General features: G+C 60.8%; 16 protein-coding genes and 1 riboswitch. Of the genes, 12 read left to right on the top strand and 4 right to left on the bottom strand.

The annotated features are described in order from the left end of the window. Positions 1-39: 39 nt before the first annotated feature. Positions 40-1,116 (top strand): diguanylate cyclase, encoded by a 1,077-nt coding sequence (locus ABVR31_RS22065; protein ID WP_021508737.1) that lies wholly within the window; start codon positions 40-42, stop codon positions 1,114-1,116. Here ABVR31_RS22065 and ABVR31_RS22070 read toward each other — a convergent pair whose 3' ends face one another. Both ABVR31_RS22070 and ABVR31_RS22075 read right to left on the bottom strand, forming a co-directional pair. After that, on the bottom strand, positions 1,117-1,578 hold the full coding sequence (locus tag ABVR31_RS22070) for an OsmC family protein (protein WP_058758672.1): 462 nt from the start codon (positions 1,576-1,578) through the stop codon (positions 1,117-1,119). It abuts the gene before it with no gap. Positions 1,579-1,707: 129 nt separating this feature from the next. Next, positions 1,708-2,478, bottom strand: a complete 771-nt coding sequence (locus ABVR31_RS22075; RefSeq protein ID WP_058758671.1) for a GntR family transcriptional regulator — start codon at positions 2,476-2,478, stop codon at positions 1,708-1,710. A gap of 79 nt (positions 2,479-2,557) precedes the next feature. Here ABVR31_RS22075 and ABVR31_RS22080 point away from each other — a divergent pair, with 79 nt between their 5' ends. The 11 genes from ABVR31_RS22080 (at position 2,558) to ABVR31_RS22130 (ending at position 15,450) form a co-directional block, all read left to right on the top strand. After that, on the top strand, positions 2,558-3,838 hold the full coding sequence (locus tag ABVR31_RS22080) for a M20 family metallopeptidase (RefSeq protein ID WP_371221229.1): 1,281 nt from the start codon (positions 2,558-2,560) through the stop codon (positions 3,836-3,838). Positions 3,839-3,859: 21 nt separating this feature from the next. Next, on the top strand, positions 3,860-5,458 hold the full coding sequence (locus ABVR31_RS22085; RefSeq protein ID WP_288422310.1) for an ABC transporter substrate-binding protein: 1,599 nt from the start codon (positions 3,860-3,862) through the stop codon (positions 5,456-5,458). Between the two features lie 9 nt (positions 5,459-5,467). Beyond that, positions 5,468-6,415, top strand: coding sequence for an ABC transporter permease (locus ABVR31_RS22090; RefSeq protein ID WP_021508731.1), 948 nt, complete (start codon positions 5,468-5,470; stop codon positions 6,413-6,415). Then, positions 6,408-7,238 carry an ABC transporter permease gene (locus tag ABVR31_RS22095; RefSeq protein ID WP_021508730.1) on the top strand — a complete coding sequence of 277 codons (831 nt, stop codon included), beginning with the start codon at positions 6,408-6,410 and terminating at the stop codon, positions 7,236-7,238. Before ABVR31_RS22090 ends, ABVR31_RS22095 begins: the two co-directional genes overlap by 8 nt. Continuing rightward, positions 7,235-8,872 (top strand): ABC transporter ATP-binding protein, encoded by a 1,638-nt coding sequence (locus ABVR31_RS22100; RefSeq protein WP_088517510.1) that lies wholly within the window; start codon positions 7,235-7,237, stop codon positions 8,870-8,872. Before ABVR31_RS22095 ends, ABVR31_RS22100 begins: the two co-directional genes overlap by 4 nt. Positions 8,873-8,882: 10 nt before the next feature. Next, entirely contained in the window at positions 8,883-10,112 is a 1,230-nt protein-coding gene (locus ABVR31_RS22105) for a M20 family metallopeptidase (protein ID WP_288422312.1), read from the top strand. Then, complete coding sequence (locus ABVR31_RS22110; RefSeq protein ID WP_371221228.1) at positions 10,109-11,224, top strand: M24 family metallopeptidase; 1,116 nt, start codon at positions 10,109-10,111, stop codon at positions 11,222-11,224. The genes ABVR31_RS22105 and ABVR31_RS22110 overlap by 4 nt, the downstream gene beginning before the upstream one ends. A gap of 14 nt (positions 11,225-11,238) precedes the next feature. Continuing rightward, positions 11,239-11,829, top strand: a complete 591-nt coding sequence (ddpX, locus tag ABVR31_RS22115) for a D-alanyl-D-alanine dipeptidase (protein ID WP_346303211.1) — start codon at positions 11,239-11,241, stop codon at positions 11,827-11,829. A gap of 75 nt (positions 11,830-11,904) precedes the next feature. After that, positions 11,905-12,034, top strand: a riboswitch (TPP riboswitch). 68 nt (positions 12,035-12,102) lie between these two features. Then, complete coding sequence (locus ABVR31_RS22120; protein ID WP_372774624.1) at positions 12,103-13,212, top strand: long-chain fatty acid--CoA ligase; 1,110 nt, start codon at positions 12,103-12,105, stop codon at positions 13,210-13,212. After that, positions 13,209-14,657, top strand: a complete 1,449-nt coding sequence (locus ABVR31_RS22125) for an acyl-CoA reductase (RefSeq protein ID WP_372774626.1) — start codon at positions 13,209-13,211, stop codon at positions 14,655-14,657. The genes ABVR31_RS22120 and ABVR31_RS22125 overlap by 4 nt, the downstream gene beginning before the upstream one ends. A gap of 19 nt (positions 14,658-14,676) precedes the next feature. Further along, a complete protein-coding gene (locus tag ABVR31_RS22130; protein ID WP_372774628.1) occupies positions 14,677-15,450 on the top strand; it encodes an SDR family oxidoreductase in 774 nt (257 codons plus the stop codon). A 59-nt stretch (positions 15,451-15,509) separates the two neighbouring features. Here the strand turns inward: ABVR31_RS22130 and ABVR31_RS22135 are convergent, their stop codons facing one another. Both ABVR31_RS22135 and ABVR31_RS22140 read right to left on the bottom strand, forming a co-directional pair. Further along, positions 15,510-15,842, bottom strand: coding sequence for a four-helix bundle copper-binding protein (locus ABVR31_RS22135; protein WP_058758661.1), 333 nt, complete (start codon positions 15,840-15,842; stop codon positions 15,510-15,512). A 491-nt stretch (positions 15,843-16,333) separates the two neighbouring features. Continuing rightward, entirely contained in the window at positions 16,334-16,498 is a 165-nt protein-coding gene (locus ABVR31_RS22140; RefSeq protein WP_010615780.1) for a general stress protein, read from the bottom strand. Positions 16,499-16,529 lie beyond the last annotated feature (31 nt).

Raw genomic sequence — 16,529 nt, forward strand, 5'->3', positions numbered from 1 at the left:
GATACACTGCCATTTTTGTCGAACTGAATTTTCCCGTGAATGAATTACTACTCGCCTGATGAAAACCATTTGAAGCGCCGGTCAAAACGCTTCGTCCGTCGTATGTTCATCATGCGTCAGCTCGGCACGATCCTCTGTTTCTTTCCGATTCTTTCAGTGTTACTGGAAATGCAGCGCGGACTGGCATTCAGCGCGCTGCTGTTTGTGAACGCCTTTTTCTGGCCCTGGCTGGCGTATCAGCGTGCGCTTCGTGCCGAAGACTCAACCGGTACCGAACGCCAGAATCTGACGCTGGATGCCGCCTTTGGCGGGATCTGGGTGGCGCTGATGGCGCTAAGCCCCATGCCCTCTTTTGTTATCATGGCGGTGCTGGCATCGGATCGCTATGCCGCTGGCGGCGGCGCGCAGCTGATTGCCGCCATACAGGCATTTTTGTGCGGGTTTATTATGGTGTGGCTGCTGGATGGCACCAGCGTACATCTGGCGTTCAGCACGCAAACCGTCTGGCTGACGTTGCCGCTGGCCACCTGTTATATGCTGGTACTCAGCGTGGCTTCCTACAATCTCACCTGGCATTTACGCACCCGCAACCGTGAACTGGAGCGCATCGCGCTGATGGATCCCGGCCTGAAAATCCCTAACCGGCGCCTGTTTGAGCGGCGGCTGGAGAGTGAGTTTCTCAGCACGCGGCGCGGCGATAGCAGCGGCTATCTGCTGTTGCTGGATGTCGATCACTTCAAAGTGGTCAATGATAGCTGGGGCCATGAGGCGGGCGATTTTCTGCTGGCCGAGATCTCGGCGCTGCTGCGCAACTATGTCGGGCTGCAGGACATTCCGGCGCGCTTTGGCGGCGATGAGCTGGGCGTCATCGTGCATCAGGCCAGTGATGAATCGGTGGTTGAACTGGCCGAAAGGCTAAAAGAGAAGATTGCCCAGCTGCGCTTACCGGCCTCGGCAGAGTTTCGCTGCTCGGTCAGTATCGGTATTGCGCCTGCGGTCAGCGCCGAATCGTTAAGCGACTGGCTGCGCCATGCGGATGAAGCGCTGTATGAAGTGAAGCGCGCCGGGCGCAACGGCGTGCGGCTGTGGCAAACGCCGCTGGCCCGCGCATCATAATCAGAAAAATTCAGGATCGCAGTTTACCGGAAAATTCAGCGAGTTGGCGATGAAGCAGGCTTCGTGTGCCTGATGATGCAATGCCCGCGCGCGATCGGCATCCGCTGGGTCGCGCAGTTTGATGCGCGGCTTCAGCGTGATAGCGGTAAAGCGTCCACGCGCCCCCTCGACCATGTTCCCTTCGGCAGCATCTTCATACTCCTCCACCACAATGCCGGCATCGGCGCACAGGTGTAAATACCACAGCTTATGGCAGGCCGCCGCAGACGCCAGCAGCAATTCCTCAGGATTCCAGCGCGTTTTATCCCCACGAAATGCCGGATCGGCACTCAGCAAAATGGGCGGTTTACCGGGTGCCTGTAATTCGCTGTCACGATCGTAAGCGGTATAAGACGCTGTGCCATCGCCGCGATTGCCGCTCCAGCGAAGGTAAATCTGGTAATGGTGCTGCCGTGCTGCCATGGGAAATGTCCTGTTCAGTGAGGTCATCTCAGCGGTTGTTATTCACAACGCTCGCTGCGTTTTGGTGCAAATTAATCAGGTGCGCGTCGATGCGCATCTGAAACAACTTACAGTAAAACATCTACGTAATCAGCGTATCTCATTGACATACATAAAGTGTTCAGTGCTGAAACGGTGATGCGCAAGAATCACCGGCGTGGCGCTTTGATCAAAAGAGACCTCATCGATCACCATCACAGCGTGTGGCAGAGCAAGTTCCAGCAGGCTGGCATCTTCTTCTGTAGCGAGCGTGGCGCTGATCTGCTCGCGCACTGCCGCAACACGCACATCGTACTGCTCAAACAGGTAACGATACAGCAACTGCGGTAGCTGTTCCGCCGGCGGAAAGTCGGGCAGACGCGCGGCGGGGAGCACCAGCGTTTCATGCATGGCCGCAATGCCCTTCACCCGGCGCAGGCGTTTCAGGCGAATCACTGCGTCACCCGCTGCGATCTGCAGCTTATCGGCTTCGTCGGCGCTGGCGCGACTGTGCTGATACTCCAGCAGTCGCGTTTCCGACTGCAGCAAACCGCCCGATTTGTCATGCAGACGAAAATAGTGAAAGAAATGGCTGAGGTTATGCAGCGGCGCCCAGCCGGTCACCACCGTGCCGGTTTTGCGCCGGCGCATCAGCATCCCTTCCGTCGTGAGCGCCGCCAGCGCCTTGCGCACCGTACCGACCGAGACACCGAACTTCGCCGCCAGACTGTTTTCGCTGGGCAAAATGGTGCCCGCCGGCAGTTCGCCCTGCAGGATGGATTCACTGATATAGCGCTTCACTACTTCGTACAGCGGAGCGCCTTCGCCTTCGTTCAGGCGACTGAATTGAGGAACGTCGTGCGCGTCATAGTTTTTTTGCATGTTTCCGATTACCGATTGACCCCAGCTGTTCATTTGCATTATCTATAAACTATATAGAAATACAATAAGTGAACAGTTTATGCAGGAAAATTCATCACTACAGCGCGCTCTGACCCATATCGCCGACGATCAGGCGCAGATTCTTGACGATCTGCAACGCATGCTGGCGGTGGATACCTGCTTCCCGCCCGGACTGGGTTACGCAGCATTCGCCGACCTGCTGAGCACGATGCTGCAGCCAATGCATTTTGATCTGCAGCGCGTTTCGGTGCCCGACGCGCTGTGGCAGACGCCGGACGGCAGCGCGCAGGGCGAGCGGGTGAATCTGCTGGCCGCGCTGGATGCCGGCGCGGCTGAAAACTGCAATCTCTACTTTCACACCGATACGGTTCCGGCCGGCGATGGCTGGCGCTTTCCGCCGCTGGCGCTCAGCGTGGCGGAAAACAAGCTGTTCGGACGCGGCGCCGCGGATATGAAAGGCACCATCGTGGCCGCGCTGGCTGCGGTGCGGGCCGCGCAGCGCTATCAGCTCCACCTGCGCTATAACCCGGTGTTTTTACTCTGTACCGATGAAGAGGGTGGCCTTTATCCCGGTATTCGTTATCTGGCGGAGCAGCAGTTATTCCACGGTCACCTGCTCAGCTTCAACGGCGGCGCGGTGCCGCGTATCTGGGCCGGTTGCTTTGGCAGTATCGATATCAAAATTATCGTCAGCGGCCGCTCGGCGCACTCCGGCGATCCGCTGCAGGGTATCAATGCTATTGAGGCTGCGCTTCCGCTGATGAATGCGCTGTATCAGCTGAAAGGCGAGGTGGAACAGCGGGTTTCGGCAATGCCCGCGCCGCCGCATTATCAGGGCCAGCCGCTCACCGCCTTACTGACGCTGGCCGCCGCGCACGGCGGCAGTAAAGGCTCCACCATTCCGGAACGCTTTGAGCTGCTGGTTAATCGCCGTTATGCGCCGGAAGAGCCGTTTGCCGACGTGTGGCAGGAGCTGACGCAGTGCGTGGATAAGGCGATGCAGGGCAGCGCCGCCAGCGACGTCACGCTGCAGCTCATTGGCCATCTGGCGCCGGTCGCCGATCCCACCGGTCCGCACTGGCCGCGCTGGCAGGCGGCGCTCAGCCAGGGCTTCGGCTTCCCGCCAGCAGAATTCAAAGCCTGGGGATCCGCCACCAGCTCGGATATGGGCTGGGTACAGCAGGCCGGCATTCAGGAAATTCTGCTGGGCGGACTTGCCCGTCCCGATAACCGCATTCATGCCGCCGATGAATACACCACGATGGCAGATGTTATTGCACTTTCGCAGTCGATTCTGGCGTATCTCGCCAATGATTTTCAGCCAACCCAGGGTAATTAATAAACCAACGAGGAACAGAAGATGTGCGCCATGAAAGGGTTAAACCGCAGACAGTTTATCGCCAGTTCAACCGCCCTGACCGGAGCGGCGCTGCTGCCCTGGTCATTCAGTGCCTCGGCTGCCGCCGTTGCCAGCGCGACCCCGGGCGGCACGCCGCGTAAAGGTGGCGTATTGCGCATCAGCGTTGACCAGGCGGTCAGCGTGCTCAATCCCCATCAGGTGCGGGTTAATCCGGAATATCTGGTGGCAGAGCTGTTGTATAGCGGCTTAACCCGCCTGACGCAGGCGATGAAAGCGGAAGGCGATCTGGCGCAGTCCTGGCAGCCGAACGACGACTTAACCCAGTGGACCTTCACGCTGCGGCCCGATCTGCGCTTCAGCGACGGTTCGCCGCTCACCGCAGCGGATGTGGTCGCCAGTCTGCAGGCGCTGCTGGACCCGAAAAACGCCTCACCGGCGTTGCACAACATCGGCCCGATTAAAACGGTAAGCGCTAAAGACAATAACACCATCCTGATTGAGACCGAGGCGCCTTATGCCGATCTGCCGGTGATGCTGGCCTATCCGGATGCCAAAATCATCCCGGCGCATATCGCGCAGGGGCAGTACGACAAGCTGAGTAGCGCCTCGCTGGGGGCCGGGCCGTTCCAGCTGGTGTCTTACGATCCGGAACGCAAAATCGTGGTGAAACGCAACCCGCACTATTACGACGCCACGCGGCCGTATCTGGATGGCGTGGAAGTGGTGGTGTATCCCGACGCTATCGCTGAAAGCTCCGCGCTGATCGCCGGCGATACCGATCTGATGCTGAGTGCGCAGTCGAGCGAGTTTGCCCGCTTAGCCAAATCGGCGGGCGTGCTGCCGCTGCGCGTGGCGTCCGGCCAGTTTCTTAACGTCAACATGGGCTGCGATCAAAAGCCGTTTAATGATGTGCGCGTCCGCCAGGCGCTGGCGTTATGCGTAGACCGCCAGGCATCGGTGGATTTTGTCGCAGACGGTCTGGGATCGCCGGGTAACGACACGCCAATCAACGCCGCTTATCCGTATTACGCGCAGCTGACGCAAAAAGCGCTGGACTACAGCAAAGCCAAAGCGCTGCTGGCGGAGGCCGGTTATCCGAATGGGCTGGATTTAACGCTTATCGCCTCAGACAAGCCGTCAACCCGCACCCAGCTAGGGATTGCCCTGCGGGAGATGGCGAAACCGGGCGGTTTCCGTATCAATGTGCAGACCATGGCGCACAGCACCTATCTCGATCAGGTGTGGAAGAAGGGCAATTTCTACGTCGGCTTTTACAACATGCAGCCGACGCCGGATGCGGTGTTTTCTCTGCTCTATACCTCAACAGCGGCGTGGAACGAAACGCGCTGGAACAATGCGGCTTTCGACGGTGCGGTGATGGCGGCGCGCGAAACCAATGACGAAACGCTGCGCACCCAGCTGTACGGCAAAGCCCAGCAGCTGATGCACGACGAGGTGCCCTCGTTAATCCCGACCTTCTTTGATTTGCTTGCTGCCAGTCGTGAGCACGTGGCGGGCTATCATCTGCATCCGCGCGGGGCGGTATTCCGCCTCGATCATGTCTGGCTGACCGCTAACGCGCCAAAGCGCAGCCTGTAAGGAGCGACCGTGACAGCAAGTTACCTGCTTAAACGCCTGCTGCTGATGATTTACACGCTGCTGGTGGTGTCGCTGCTGGTGTTTGGCATCACTCAGCTGCTGCCCGCCGATGCCGCAGTCACGCTGCTGGGACAAAACGCCACGCCGGAAGCGCTGGCGGCGGTGCGGGCGCGGCTTGGGCTGGATGCGCCCGCTTGGCTGCAATACTGGCACTGGCTGACGCAGGCGTTGCAGGGCAACTTTGGCGTGTCGATGCGCAATGGCCTGGCGGTCGGGCCAACGCTGCTGACCGCGCTGTCGCGCTCGCTGCTGCTGGCGCTGTGCGCCCTGTTACTGATGCTGGTGATCGCCATTCCGCTCGGCATCTGGGCGGCCGTGCGGCGCGGTAAGACCGCCGATGTGCTGGTCAGCGTGATCTCGTATATGGGCATCTCGTTTCCGGAATTCGTCACCGCCACGCTGGTGCTGCTGCTGTTTGCCGATGTCTGGCAGATTCTGCCCGCCACCGGCTACGTGCCGCTCAGCGAAAATTTTATCAGCGGTATTCAGCACCTGATTCTGCCGTCGATCACCGTTGCGCTGATTCTGGTGGCACACGTTTCGCGCATGGTGCGCTCGGAAATGGTTGACGTGCTGCACACCGACTACGTTCGCGCCGCGTGGCTGAAAGGCCTGTCGCGCCGGCGCATCCTGTGGCGCCATGCGCTGCGCAATGGCCTGTTGCCCACCATCACCATTGTGGCGCTCGACGTCGGCTATCTGCTGGGCGGGATTGTGGTGGTGGAGGAGATTTTTGCCATTCCCGGTATTGGCCGGGAGCTGATTGTCGCGGTACAGGCGCGCGATCTGCCCACTATTCAGGCCGGCGTGATGATCCTCGCGGCAACCTATGCCGTGGTGAATTTCCTTGCGGATTTGGCCTACGTCATGCTCGATAAGCGGATTTCCTATGCCTGAAATACTGAAACGATTACTGCGCTCGCCGCAGGGTGCGGCGGGTGTGCTGATTCTGCTGCTGGCGCTGCTGATGGTAGCGGGCGGCGCGCACGTGGCACCGTTTGATCCGGAGTCGATTTCGATTCTGACGCGTTATCGCCCGCCCAGCGCGGAACACTGGTTCGGCACCGATCAGCTGGGGCGCGACATTTTCAGCCGGGTGCTGGTCGGCGCGCGGTCCACCATTTTGCTGTCGCTGCTGGCGACCGCGCTCGCGATGGTTATTGGCTCAGTACTGGGCACCGCCAGCGCCTACCTTGGCGGCAAAGTGGATGAATTCCTGATGCGCACCATGGATGCGGTGATGGCGATTCCCAGCCTGCTGTTTGCGCTGCTGATTGTCAGCACCCTGGGGCAGAGCAGCATGAACGCCGTGCTGGCTATCACTATCGCCTTCGTGCCGGGTATGGTGCGCATTGCGCGCAGCGTGGCGCTGGCGGCGCGTCAGCAGGACTACATCAGCGCCGCCATCGCGCGCGGCGAAGCGGGTTACTACATCATTCTGCGCGAAATGCTGCCGAACATTCTCGCGCCGATCATCGTGGAAGCCACCATTCGCGTGGCATTCGCCATCATGCTGTTTGCCACGCTGAGCTTTCTCGGCCTCGGCGCGCAGCCGCCCGAGCCGGAGTGGGGGCTGATGGTGTCCGAAGCGCGCAGTTATTTCTTTAAAGCACCGTGGATGATGATGATCCCCGGTCTGGCTATCGCGCTGGTGGCGATTGGCTTCAACCTGCTGGGCGATGGCCTGCGTGATGTGTTAAATCCAGGGAGCCACAAATGAAGAGTCCGCACAACCCGGTGCTGTCGGTGGACAATTACAGCCTCGATTATGCGTTAGCGCGCGGCCATTCACTGCCGGTACTGCGCGATATCACCCTGCAGGTGATGCCGGGCGAAGTGTTGGGGCTGGTAGGAGAGTCCGGCTCCGGCAAGACCACCCTCGGCTGGGCGATCATGCGCTGGCTGGCCAGTAACGCACGCGAGCAGGCGGGTGATATCCGGCTGAACGGCGAAAGCCTGCTGCAGCTGCCAGCGCACCAACTGATGGCGCTGCGCGGTAAAAAGCTTGGCATGATTTTTCAGGATCCCAGCGCGTCGCTGAACCCGACACTGACGCTGGGTGAACAGGTCACCGAAGTGCTGCGCCGTCATCGTGGGCTGTCAGCGCGCGAAGCGCAGCAGCTGGGGGAATCGCTGCTGCGCGATGTCGAGCTGAAGCACCCGGCACGCATGATGCAGCGCTATCCGCATCAGGTTTCCGGTGGTGAGAAGCAGCGCATCCTGATCGCTACCGCCTTCGCCTGCCAGCCGGACTGCCTGATTTTTGATGAGCCGACCACGGCGCTGGACGTCATCAGCTCAGCGCAAATCCTCGACCTTTACGAGCGACTGCGCGCCGAGACCGGCGTCGCGTCGCTGTATATCTCACACGATCTGGCGCTGGTGGCGAAAGTGGCCGACCGCGTGTGCGTGCTGGAGCAGGGCCGCATCGTCGAGCAGGCCGCGACGCGCACGCTGTTCAGCGCGCCCGCGCATCCGTATACGCGCAAACTGATTGCCGCGGTGCCGGATCCGCAGCATCGGCTGGTCGCGGATGCGGCCGGCCGTCAGCCGCTGCTCAGCCTGCAGGCGATGACGATTGATTATGGCCAGCACGGCGTGCTCGATCGGCTGTTGAAACGCGAAGCGAACACGACGCGGGCCGCCAATGCGGTTTCGCTGACGGTGCATCAGGGCGAAATTCTCGGCGTGGTCGGCGAGTCCGGTTCGGGTAAATCTTCACTCGGCAAGGCGATAACCGGCCTGGTGCCGTTCAGTGGCAGCATCGACTTCTGCGGCGCGACGTTATATGGCCGCGCGCAGATGGACCCGGCGTATCGCCGCCGCGTGCAGATGATTTTTCAGCATCCGGATGCGTCACTCAATCCGCGCATGACCGTCGGCGAAATTATCGCCCGTCCGCTGCGGCTGTATGGACTGCCACCGGGAGAAAGCGAGGCGCAGGCGGTGGCGCGTCTGCTGCAGGAAGTGCGGCTGCCTGCGGAATTTGCCAGCCGCTATCCGCACGCGCTGTCGGGCGGGCAAAAACAGCGCGTGGCGATTGCACGCGCCTTCGCTAACCCGCCGGACCTGGTGATTTGCGATGAAATCACGGCGGCGCTGGATGTGTCGGTGCAGGCCACCATTATCGAGCTGCTGCTGGAGCTGCGCCGTCGCTACGGCACGGCATATCTGTTCATCACCCACGATCTCAATCTCATCCGCCAGATCGCGCATCGCGTGGCGGTGATGTATCGCGGCGATGTGGTGGAAGTGCTGCCCGGCGAGAACATGCGGGCGCAGGCACAGCATCCTTACACCCGTGCACTGCTTGATGCCGTGCACATCCCTGATCTGACCCAATCCGTGGCATAACGAGAAGCGCATGAACCCTGAAGAGTTAATTCATCACATCGATCGTGAATACTGCCTCGCTTTCCTGGCAAAAATGGTGCAGCACAAAAGTTACAGTGCCACCGAGGGCGAACGCGAATTAGCCCGCTATATGGCAGAACAGATGGCGCAGCTGGGGCTGGAAACCGAGCTGCAGCCGGTGGCTGGCGATCGGCTGAACGCCATTGGGCGGCTGGCCGGTAGCGGGGGCGGCCACAGCCTGCTGTTCAACGGCCATCTTGATACTAACCCGGTCACCGAAGGCTGGACCGTCGATCCCTGGGCGGGAAAAATCGACGAGCAGTTTATTTACGGCATCGGCGTTTCTAACATGAAAGCGGGCGATGCCGCCTATTTCTGCGCGCTGAAGACGTTGATTGATGCCGGCGTGAAGCTCAGGGGCGACGTGATCCTCACTTACGTGGTCGGCGAGTTACAGGGCGGCATCGGTACGCTGGCGGCGATTGAGCAGGGCATACGCGCCGACTATTTCATCAATGCCGAACCAACAGATCTACAGGCGCTGACCATGCATGCCGGCTCGCTGATGTTCACCATTGAACTGACCGGCGATACGCGCCATCTGTCAAAGCGTGAGGAGGCGGTCGACGCGATTGCGGCGGCGGTTGAACTGATTCCACAGATCAATAACATCACCTTCAGCGGAGCGAAAAGCGCAGAACACCGCAAAATTAACCGTGGTCATATTGGCACCGTACACGGTGCGCTGGGGCGTGATTTGCAGGAGTGGCGGCCGCCGCAGGTCGCGGATTTTGTCCGCCTGAAAGGCTCCGCCCGCTTTGCGCCGGGGCAAACGGTAGACGGCGTGCTGGCCGACCTGCAGGCCCTGCTGGATGCACTGTGCCAGCGCTATCCGGGCCTGCAGGCGCAGCTGTTCGATGACGGCCTGCGCGATAAACCCACCATGCTGCCGTTTGAGGTGTCGCTGGAATCGCCAATCGTTAAAGCGGTCAATCGCGGCTGGCAGACTGTGCGCGGCACGCCGCAGCCCACCGGGGTGATCACGCCGCCCGCCTTCTACGGTACCGATGCGGCGCACCTGTATCAGCATGCGGGCATGGAGGGCATCGTGTGCGGGCCCGGCGGCAAGTACAACACCATGCCGGACGAGCGCGTCGAGATCAGTGAGTTTCTCGATATGGTGCGCATCTATTTGCTGGCCATCCTCGACATCTGCCAGCCGGTTGAACCGGCGTCATGATCGCCGACGCGCTGTCACGGCTGCGCAGCGCCATGCGCGCCGCCGATATCGAGGTGATGCTGATCGATCATGGCGAACTGCTGGCATGGTTAACCGGTTATACCGTGTCGGAAACGCGTTATCGTGCCTGTCTGGTGCCGTTGCAGGACGAACCATGGATGGTGCTGCGCCAGCTGGATGCCGCGCCGTGCCGCGCGCAGTCACCGCAGCTGGCGATTGACGCGTACCGTGATGAAGACGATCCGTGGCTGGCGGTGGCGCAAAGCCTGACGCGGCGCGGCTATCAGCGGGCGCGGCTGGGCGCGGATTATGCATCCTACGGCATGACGGTGCATAGCTGGCAGCAGCTGGCGCGCCATCTGCCCGGGGTGCGCTGGTGTGATGTCAGCGGTCTCAGCGACCGGTTGCGCAGCGTTAAATTTCAGGCTGAAATCGCCAGCTTACGCCAGGCCGCCGGCATTGCCGATGCCACGCTGGCCCAGCTGAGTGCGCAGGTGCAGGGCGGCTGGCGCGTGCGTGATGTCGCCGCGCTGGCGGCGGCACAATTTCTGTGGCTTGGCGCTGACAGCGGTGAAACCGGACCGATTGTTATCGCCAGCGGCGACAGCGGATTTTTACATGCCAGCGGCCATGAGCAGCGTCTGCAAGCGGGCGATGTGCTGCACGTTGAGCTGATCCCAAAAGTGCGGCACTACAGCGCGCGCCTGATGCGTCCGCTGATTGTCGGTGAAATCTCTGCGGCGCGCGCGGCGCTGGCACAACAGCTGATCGCCATTCAGGATCGCCAGCTACGGGCGATGAAGCCGGGCATTGCGGCTTGTACGGTGGATGCCGTCGCGCGTGAGGCGGTGCTCAGCGCCGGGCTGCGTGAGGATTACAGCAACATCACCGGTTATGCGCTGGGTCTGTATACGCGCACTCCGCGTCCGAGCGATTTCAGCTGCTGTTTTCATCCTCAGGCGCCGTGGTTACTGGAGGAAAACATGGTGTTTCACATGTATATTTCAGCGCAGGGCCTCGCCTTCAGTGAAACCGTGCGCGTCACGGCACAGGGCGCAGAGCGACTCACCACGCTGCCGCGCCAGCCGTTTACGCTGCCGGCTAACAATTAACAGGATGATGTACAGTGCAGGACGTTGAATTAATCGATTTGGCTGCCACCTTGCCGGGCCTGATATTTGATCTGAAATACGCCACCGCCGATAACATCGCCGGGTATGCCATTTATCGCGACGCGCAGGCGCTGCTGCATCCGGATGCCGCCGCCGCGCTGCGCCGCAGCAGTGACATCGCCCGGCTGGCGGGGTTCCGCCTGCTGGTGCTGGACGCGTATCGTCCGCAGCAGGCGCAGTGGCACTTGTGGGATGCCTGTCCCGACGCGGATTATGTGGTGCCACCGGCGCGGGGCTCGAATCACAGCCGTGGCGTGGCGATCGATGTGACGCTGGTGGATGAGGCGGGCAACATTCTGGAAATGGGGACCGGGTTTGACGACATGTCTGCTGAGTCGCACCCGTTCCATCCCAACGTGCCGCAGCAGGCGCAGCGCCATCGCCTGTTGCTGAACGCCATCATGCTCGGCGGCGGTTTTGTCGGCATGCCCACCGAATGGTGGCACTTTGAACTGCCGGATGCGCAAAACTATCCGCTGCTCAGCGATCGCTTTGCCTGCGTCAGCCGGGCTGATCGCGCTCCTGTGAGTGATATTGCGCGTTAATAATCGCGTTGCTGAAGCGAGGGGGTTCTGCGCCTTCCCGCCTTGACACGCCCCCCGTTCCAACCCCAGAATGCAGCTTGTTCCAAGGGGTGCCCTGTTAGAGGGCTGAGATTCTACCCGCGCGGCTGTCACGGCCGGCAACGTAGTGACCCTCTGAACCTGATCCGGCTAATACCGGCGTAGGGATGTGGAACCGGGGTCACTGCACGCCCTCATTCCCTCTTTGCGCCTTTCTGCGAATCCTGCGCATTTCTCAGGCCCTGGCAGGCCGTTATGCCGCAGTCCAAAGAGGGCACCTTCATGACCGAAGCGTCAATCATCGCCGCGCTGCTGGCGTTTATGCAGCGCCAGGAAACCACGGAAGCGGATTTCAACCAGCTGGCGCTGCAGCTGTTCGCGTGGCAATTCGAACACAATCTTCCCTACGCCCGTTTCGCCCGCCAGCGCGGCCGCACGCCGCTGACGGTCAAACAGTGGCGGCAGATTCCGGCGGTGCCGATTACGGCGTTTAAAGATCTGACGCTGAGCTGCCGTCCGGTGGCGGAGATTCCCCACATCTTTATGACCAGCGGCACCACGGGTACTGGGCGGGGGCGCAGCTATCACCCGACGCTGGTGGTTTACGATCGCTCGATGCTGATCAATTTCCGCCAGCGCTTTATGGCCGGACATCCGCGCCTGCCGATGGCGATCCTGTTTCCGCACAGCAGCGAGCTGCCGCACTCTTCGCTGGCCCATTATCTGACGCTGGCGATGCAAGAATGTGGCACGCCAGACAGCGAAGTGATGGTGGATGCGCAGGGGCTGAAACTGCCGCGTCTGATCGCCGCGCTGGAGCAGGCGCAGGCCAGCGGCCAACCCTATGCCCTGCTGGGTGCCAGCTACAGTTTTGTCCATCTGCTGGACGAACTGGCGCGTCAGCAGCGGCGTTTCAGGCTGCCACCGGGCAGCCGCATCCTCGACACCGGGGGCTTTAAGGGCCAGTCGCGTGAAGTTGCGGCGGAGGCGTTTTATAACGCGCTGCAGCAGACGTTCGGCGTGCCACGTTCGCACTGCATCAATATGTACGGCATGACTGAACTCAGCACCCAGTTTTACGATGCCGGCAATGAAATCTGCCCGCCGGTGAAATCCGGACCGCACTGGATCCGCACGCGCGTGGTCAATCCGCTGACCGGTGCGGACGTGCCGGAAGGGGAGACAGGCGTACTGGTGCATCACGATCTCGCCCATTTCAATTCTGTTTCCGCCATTCTGACCGAAGATGCCGGCGTGATGGTGCCCGGCGGGTTTCAGCTGCTGGGCCGCGTCGCGGGCGCCGATGCCAAAGGCTGCTCGCTGGCGATGGAATCGTTTCTCGCTGCTGCGCAGGCACGGGCATGAAAGTGTATGCCGGCCATCTGCCGGGCATCCGCCACAGCGAGGTGGCGTGGCACAGCCTGCACTTTGGCCAGCAAGGCAGCACGCTGGAAGTGTGCGTGCCGGTGCTGTCCGAGGCGCAGATTGCCACGCTGGCGGCCAGCGTACGCGATAACGCGCGCCGCTACCTGCACACCCTGAGCGTAGCGCGCATCACCGCGTTGATTGATGAAGCCATCGCGCGCCTGCTTGACCGTTCGCACCCGTTGCGCCAGCAGGCGGAGCGGTTGCTGCCGCTGGTTACCGGCTATGACGCCGGGATGCTGCGGCTCGGTTTAACCGGCTATCTCAAAACCTTCCGTGAACCGCAGCTGCGGCGTTTTCTGGCGGAGGATTTCGGCAACGTGCAGATGCTGGACGATTTTCAGCCGCGGCCAAAAGGCGGCTTTGCCCGCGCGTTTGGTCCACAGCTGTTGCTGCAGGTCTGGGCCGGCAATGTGCCGGGTTTGCCACTGTGGAGCCTGATTGCCGGCCTGCTGGTGAAGGCGGGAAGCGTGGGCAAAGTGGCGAGCGCTGAGCCGCTGATGGCGGGCTGGTTCGCCCAGCTGCTGGCGGAGATCGATCCGCAGCTGGGCGACTGTCTGGCCGTTGTATGGTGGCAGGGCGGTGATGAACGCACTGAGCAGCAGTGGTTCCGCGAGGCAGACGTGGTGATGGCTTATGGCGGAGAAGCCGCGCTGACGGCGATGCAGCGGCGTCTGCCGCCAGCCACGCGCTTTCTGCCGCACGGCCACAAAATCAGTTTTGGCATGGTGGCGCGCTCGGCGCTGGACGTGCGGCGCGGTACGGCGCTGGCGCGTCAGGTGGCTTACGATGTGATGCGCTATGACCAGGCTGGCTGTTACTCGCCGCAGGCGCTGTTTATTGAGCGCGGCGGCCGGGTGACGCCGCAGGAGTTTGCTGCTTACCTCGCCCATGAACTTGCCGCGCTGGCACAGCGCTATCCGCGCGCGACGCTGACGCTGGGTGAAAGTCAGGCTGTGGCCGCGTGGCGCAACGCGGAGGAAATGCGTGCGCTGAGCGGTGACCGCACGCTGTACGGTGATGAGCACGATGCCTGGGCGGTGGTGTACGTCGATAAGCCGGAGCCGTTACAACCGGGCGCGCTCGGACGCACGCTGAAGGTGATTGCCGTGGATACGCTGGAGGAGACGGTAAGCTGGGTAGCCGCGCAGCGCGCGTATCTGCAAAGCGTTGGCCTCGCGGCCGCGCCCGAGGTGCTGTTTCGGCTGGCGGCGCAGCTCGGTGCGGCGGGCGTCACGCGCATCACGGCGCTGGGTAACATGACTTCACCGGAGGCGGGCTGGCATCACGATGGCCGTTTTAGCCTGCTGGATCTGGTCACCCTGTGCGAAATCGAACAGGCGGCGGAAACCGCCGCTGAACACTATGCGCCCTATCTTGACTGAGCGGGCGTGGAGAAACGCAATGAAATTCAGCAATCACACCGTGCTGGTGACCGGCGCCAGCCGCGGTATTGGCGCCGCCATTGCCCAGGCCTTTGCCGCCGAAGGCGCGTTTGTCGTGGTGAACTATTTACGTAATCACGACGCCGCTGCGCAGGTGGTGGCGGCCTGTGAAGCACAGGGCGGGGGGGCACTGGCGATTGCCGCCGATGTGACCTGTGCCGCACAGGTAGCCGATATGATGCAGCAGATCGACGCCGCCACCGGCCGACTGGATGTGGTGGTGAACAATGCCTTCGCACCTTATCGCTTCGATCCGGACCAGCGCCAGCGCTTCTGGGAAACGTCCTGGTCCGCTTACCAGACGCAGTTTGATGGCGCAGTGAACGCCTGCTACAACGTGTGTCAGGCGGCCTTGCCGCTGATGCGCCGCCGCGCGCGCGGCAGTATCATCAATCTGGTGAGTGATTTGATCGCCCGGCCAGCGGTGGCTTACCACGACTATATCACCGCAAAAACCGCGCTGACGGGCTTTAGCCGGACGCTGGCGGCCGAACTGGGGGCGCTGGGTATTCGGGTGAACTGCGTGGCGCCGGGACTGGTGTATCCCACCGATGCCAGTCAGCATACGCCAGAAGCGGTCCGCCATACGCTGACGGCGCAAACGCCGCTCGGACGACTGGCGCGCGCTGCGGATATCACCGGGCCGGTGCTGTTTCTGGCATCAGCATGGAGCGAATTTGTCACCGGCCAGACGCTGTATGTCGATGGCGGGTTGGTGATGCAGGATCATTAAGCCAGGTCGCCAGTCACCGCACTGGCGACCTGCCACCGCCCTCCCGGTACCTCAATCCGTTATTCCGCCATGCCCACCGTCATGCAGCTATCTGCGCACTGCAGGCAAATTTCTGCACAGGTCTGACAGTGTGGATGCTGGTGCTTCTGGCACTCCCAACCGGCCAGCTGACAGGCCATCGACGTGATGGTACAGAGCTGCTCGCTCAGTTCACTCTGGGCAGCCAGCAGTTGGGCGGTTACGCGACACAGCGCCGCGCACTGCTGATTCAGGCTAATGCAGACGCTCATCTCACTGGCGTCAGCGTCCAGCAGACAAGCCGCTGCACAGTGGTCGCAGGCGGTCGCGCAGCGATAGCACAGCGCGATACAGTCATTGAGTTCAGCGTTCATGGGTTTCCTTAGCGTCAGGGTAAACGACGCGTGTGTGAGCCTGAAGGGAGAATTTAGCTAAAACAGAGGGGATATCAAGTGGATAGCGGCGGATTAACCCCGGTAAGGTGCATCGCAGATGCAATTATCCCTTTAATAATGCGGAGTTAGCTAATTGTAAGCTTGTGTATATATCAGCGCAGGTTATAAAAACCGCTTAAATAAAAGTGTACAAGTCTGTGTGGCTTGTACAAATATAGCCGCTGCGGATTTGTTAGTTAAATAAGCAATGGTTTAAATTCGTGGTAAATAAACGATGCAATTGAGGAATTATAAGCGAAGCGGTAAATGCTGCCGGATCGCTGAAGATTTGATCGATTAATTGTTTTCCAGCGAGAAAATTACTCTCCTGACAAGGTTTATCACGCATTTAAGCGAAGCGTAAACACAATGTCAGGAGAGTGTGGTGCCAAAGGTTATCGAGGTTAAATCAGTATTAAGAGGGGAAAGTCTTATTTACGACGACTGATCTTTCCTCCCTTCCTGCCGGCTTCAATGGCACGCTGTGGATCGTTCTTAAAGTTACCGCCACTGACCTGACCACCCTTGCGGCCTGCTTCAGCCGCGCGCTCCTTATCGGCTGCGAAGTTGCCTGAACCCCCACGACGTTGCGTCACTTTTTCTTCCTCTTCAGGTTTCTTCTTTGGA

This window comes from Pantoea sp. WEP (assembly GCF_041678305.1).
GTDB lineage: Bacteria > Pseudomonadota > Gammaproteobacteria > Enterobacterales > Enterobacteriaceae > Pantoea > Pantoea dispersa.

Bases quoted from the DNA above. Each gene is read 5' to 3' on its own strand.
- ABVR31_RS22130 (WP_372774628.1), top strand. From the start codon at position 14,677: ATGAAATTCAGCAATCACACCGTGCTGGTGACCGGCGCCAGCCGCGGT.
- ABVR31_RS22095 (WP_021508730.1), top strand. From the start codon at position 6,408: ATGCCTGAAATACTGAAACGATTACTGCGCTCGCCGCAGGGTGCGGCG.
- ABVR31_RS22110 (WP_371221228.1), top strand. From the start codon at position 10,109: ATGATCGCCGACGCGCTGTCACGGCTGCGCAGCGCCATGCGCGCCGCC.
- ABVR31_RS22100 (WP_088517510.1), top strand. From the start codon at position 7,235: ATGAAGAGTCCGCACAACCCGGTGCTGTCGGTGGACAATTACAGCCTC.
- ABVR31_RS22125 (WP_372774626.1), top strand. From the start codon at position 13,209: ATGAAAGTGTATGCCGGCCATCTGCCGGGCATCCGCCACAGCGAGGTG.
- ABVR31_RS22075 (WP_058758671.1), bottom strand. From the start codon at position 2,478: ATGCAAAAAAACTATGACGCGCACGACGTTCCTCAATTCAGTCGCCTG.
- ABVR31_RS22105 (WP_288422312.1), top strand. From the start codon at position 8,883: ATGAACCCTGAAGAGTTAATTCATCACATCGATCGTGAATACTGCCTC.
- ABVR31_RS22135 (WP_058758661.1), bottom strand. From the start codon at position 15,842: ATGAACGCTGAACTCAATGACTGTATCGCGCTGTGCTATCGCTGCGCG.
- ABVR31_RS22085 (WP_288422310.1), top strand. From the start codon at position 3,860: ATGTGCGCCATGAAAGGGTTAAACCGCAGACAGTTTATCGCCAGTTCA.
- ABVR31_RS22070 (WP_058758672.1), bottom strand. From the start codon at position 1,578: ATGGCAGCACGGCAGCACCATTACCAGATTTACCTTCGCTGGAGCGGC.
- ABVR31_RS22120 (WP_372774624.1), top strand. From the start codon at position 12,103: ATGCCGCAGTCCAAAGAGGGCACCTTCATGACCGAAGCGTCAATCATC.
- ABVR31_RS22065 (WP_021508737.1), top strand. From the start codon at position 40: ATGAATTACTACTCGCCTGATGAAAACCATTTGAAGCGCCGGTCAAAA.
- ABVR31_RS22080 (WP_371221229.1), top strand. From the start codon at position 2,558: ATGCAGGAAAATTCATCACTACAGCGCGCTCTGACCCATATCGCCGAC.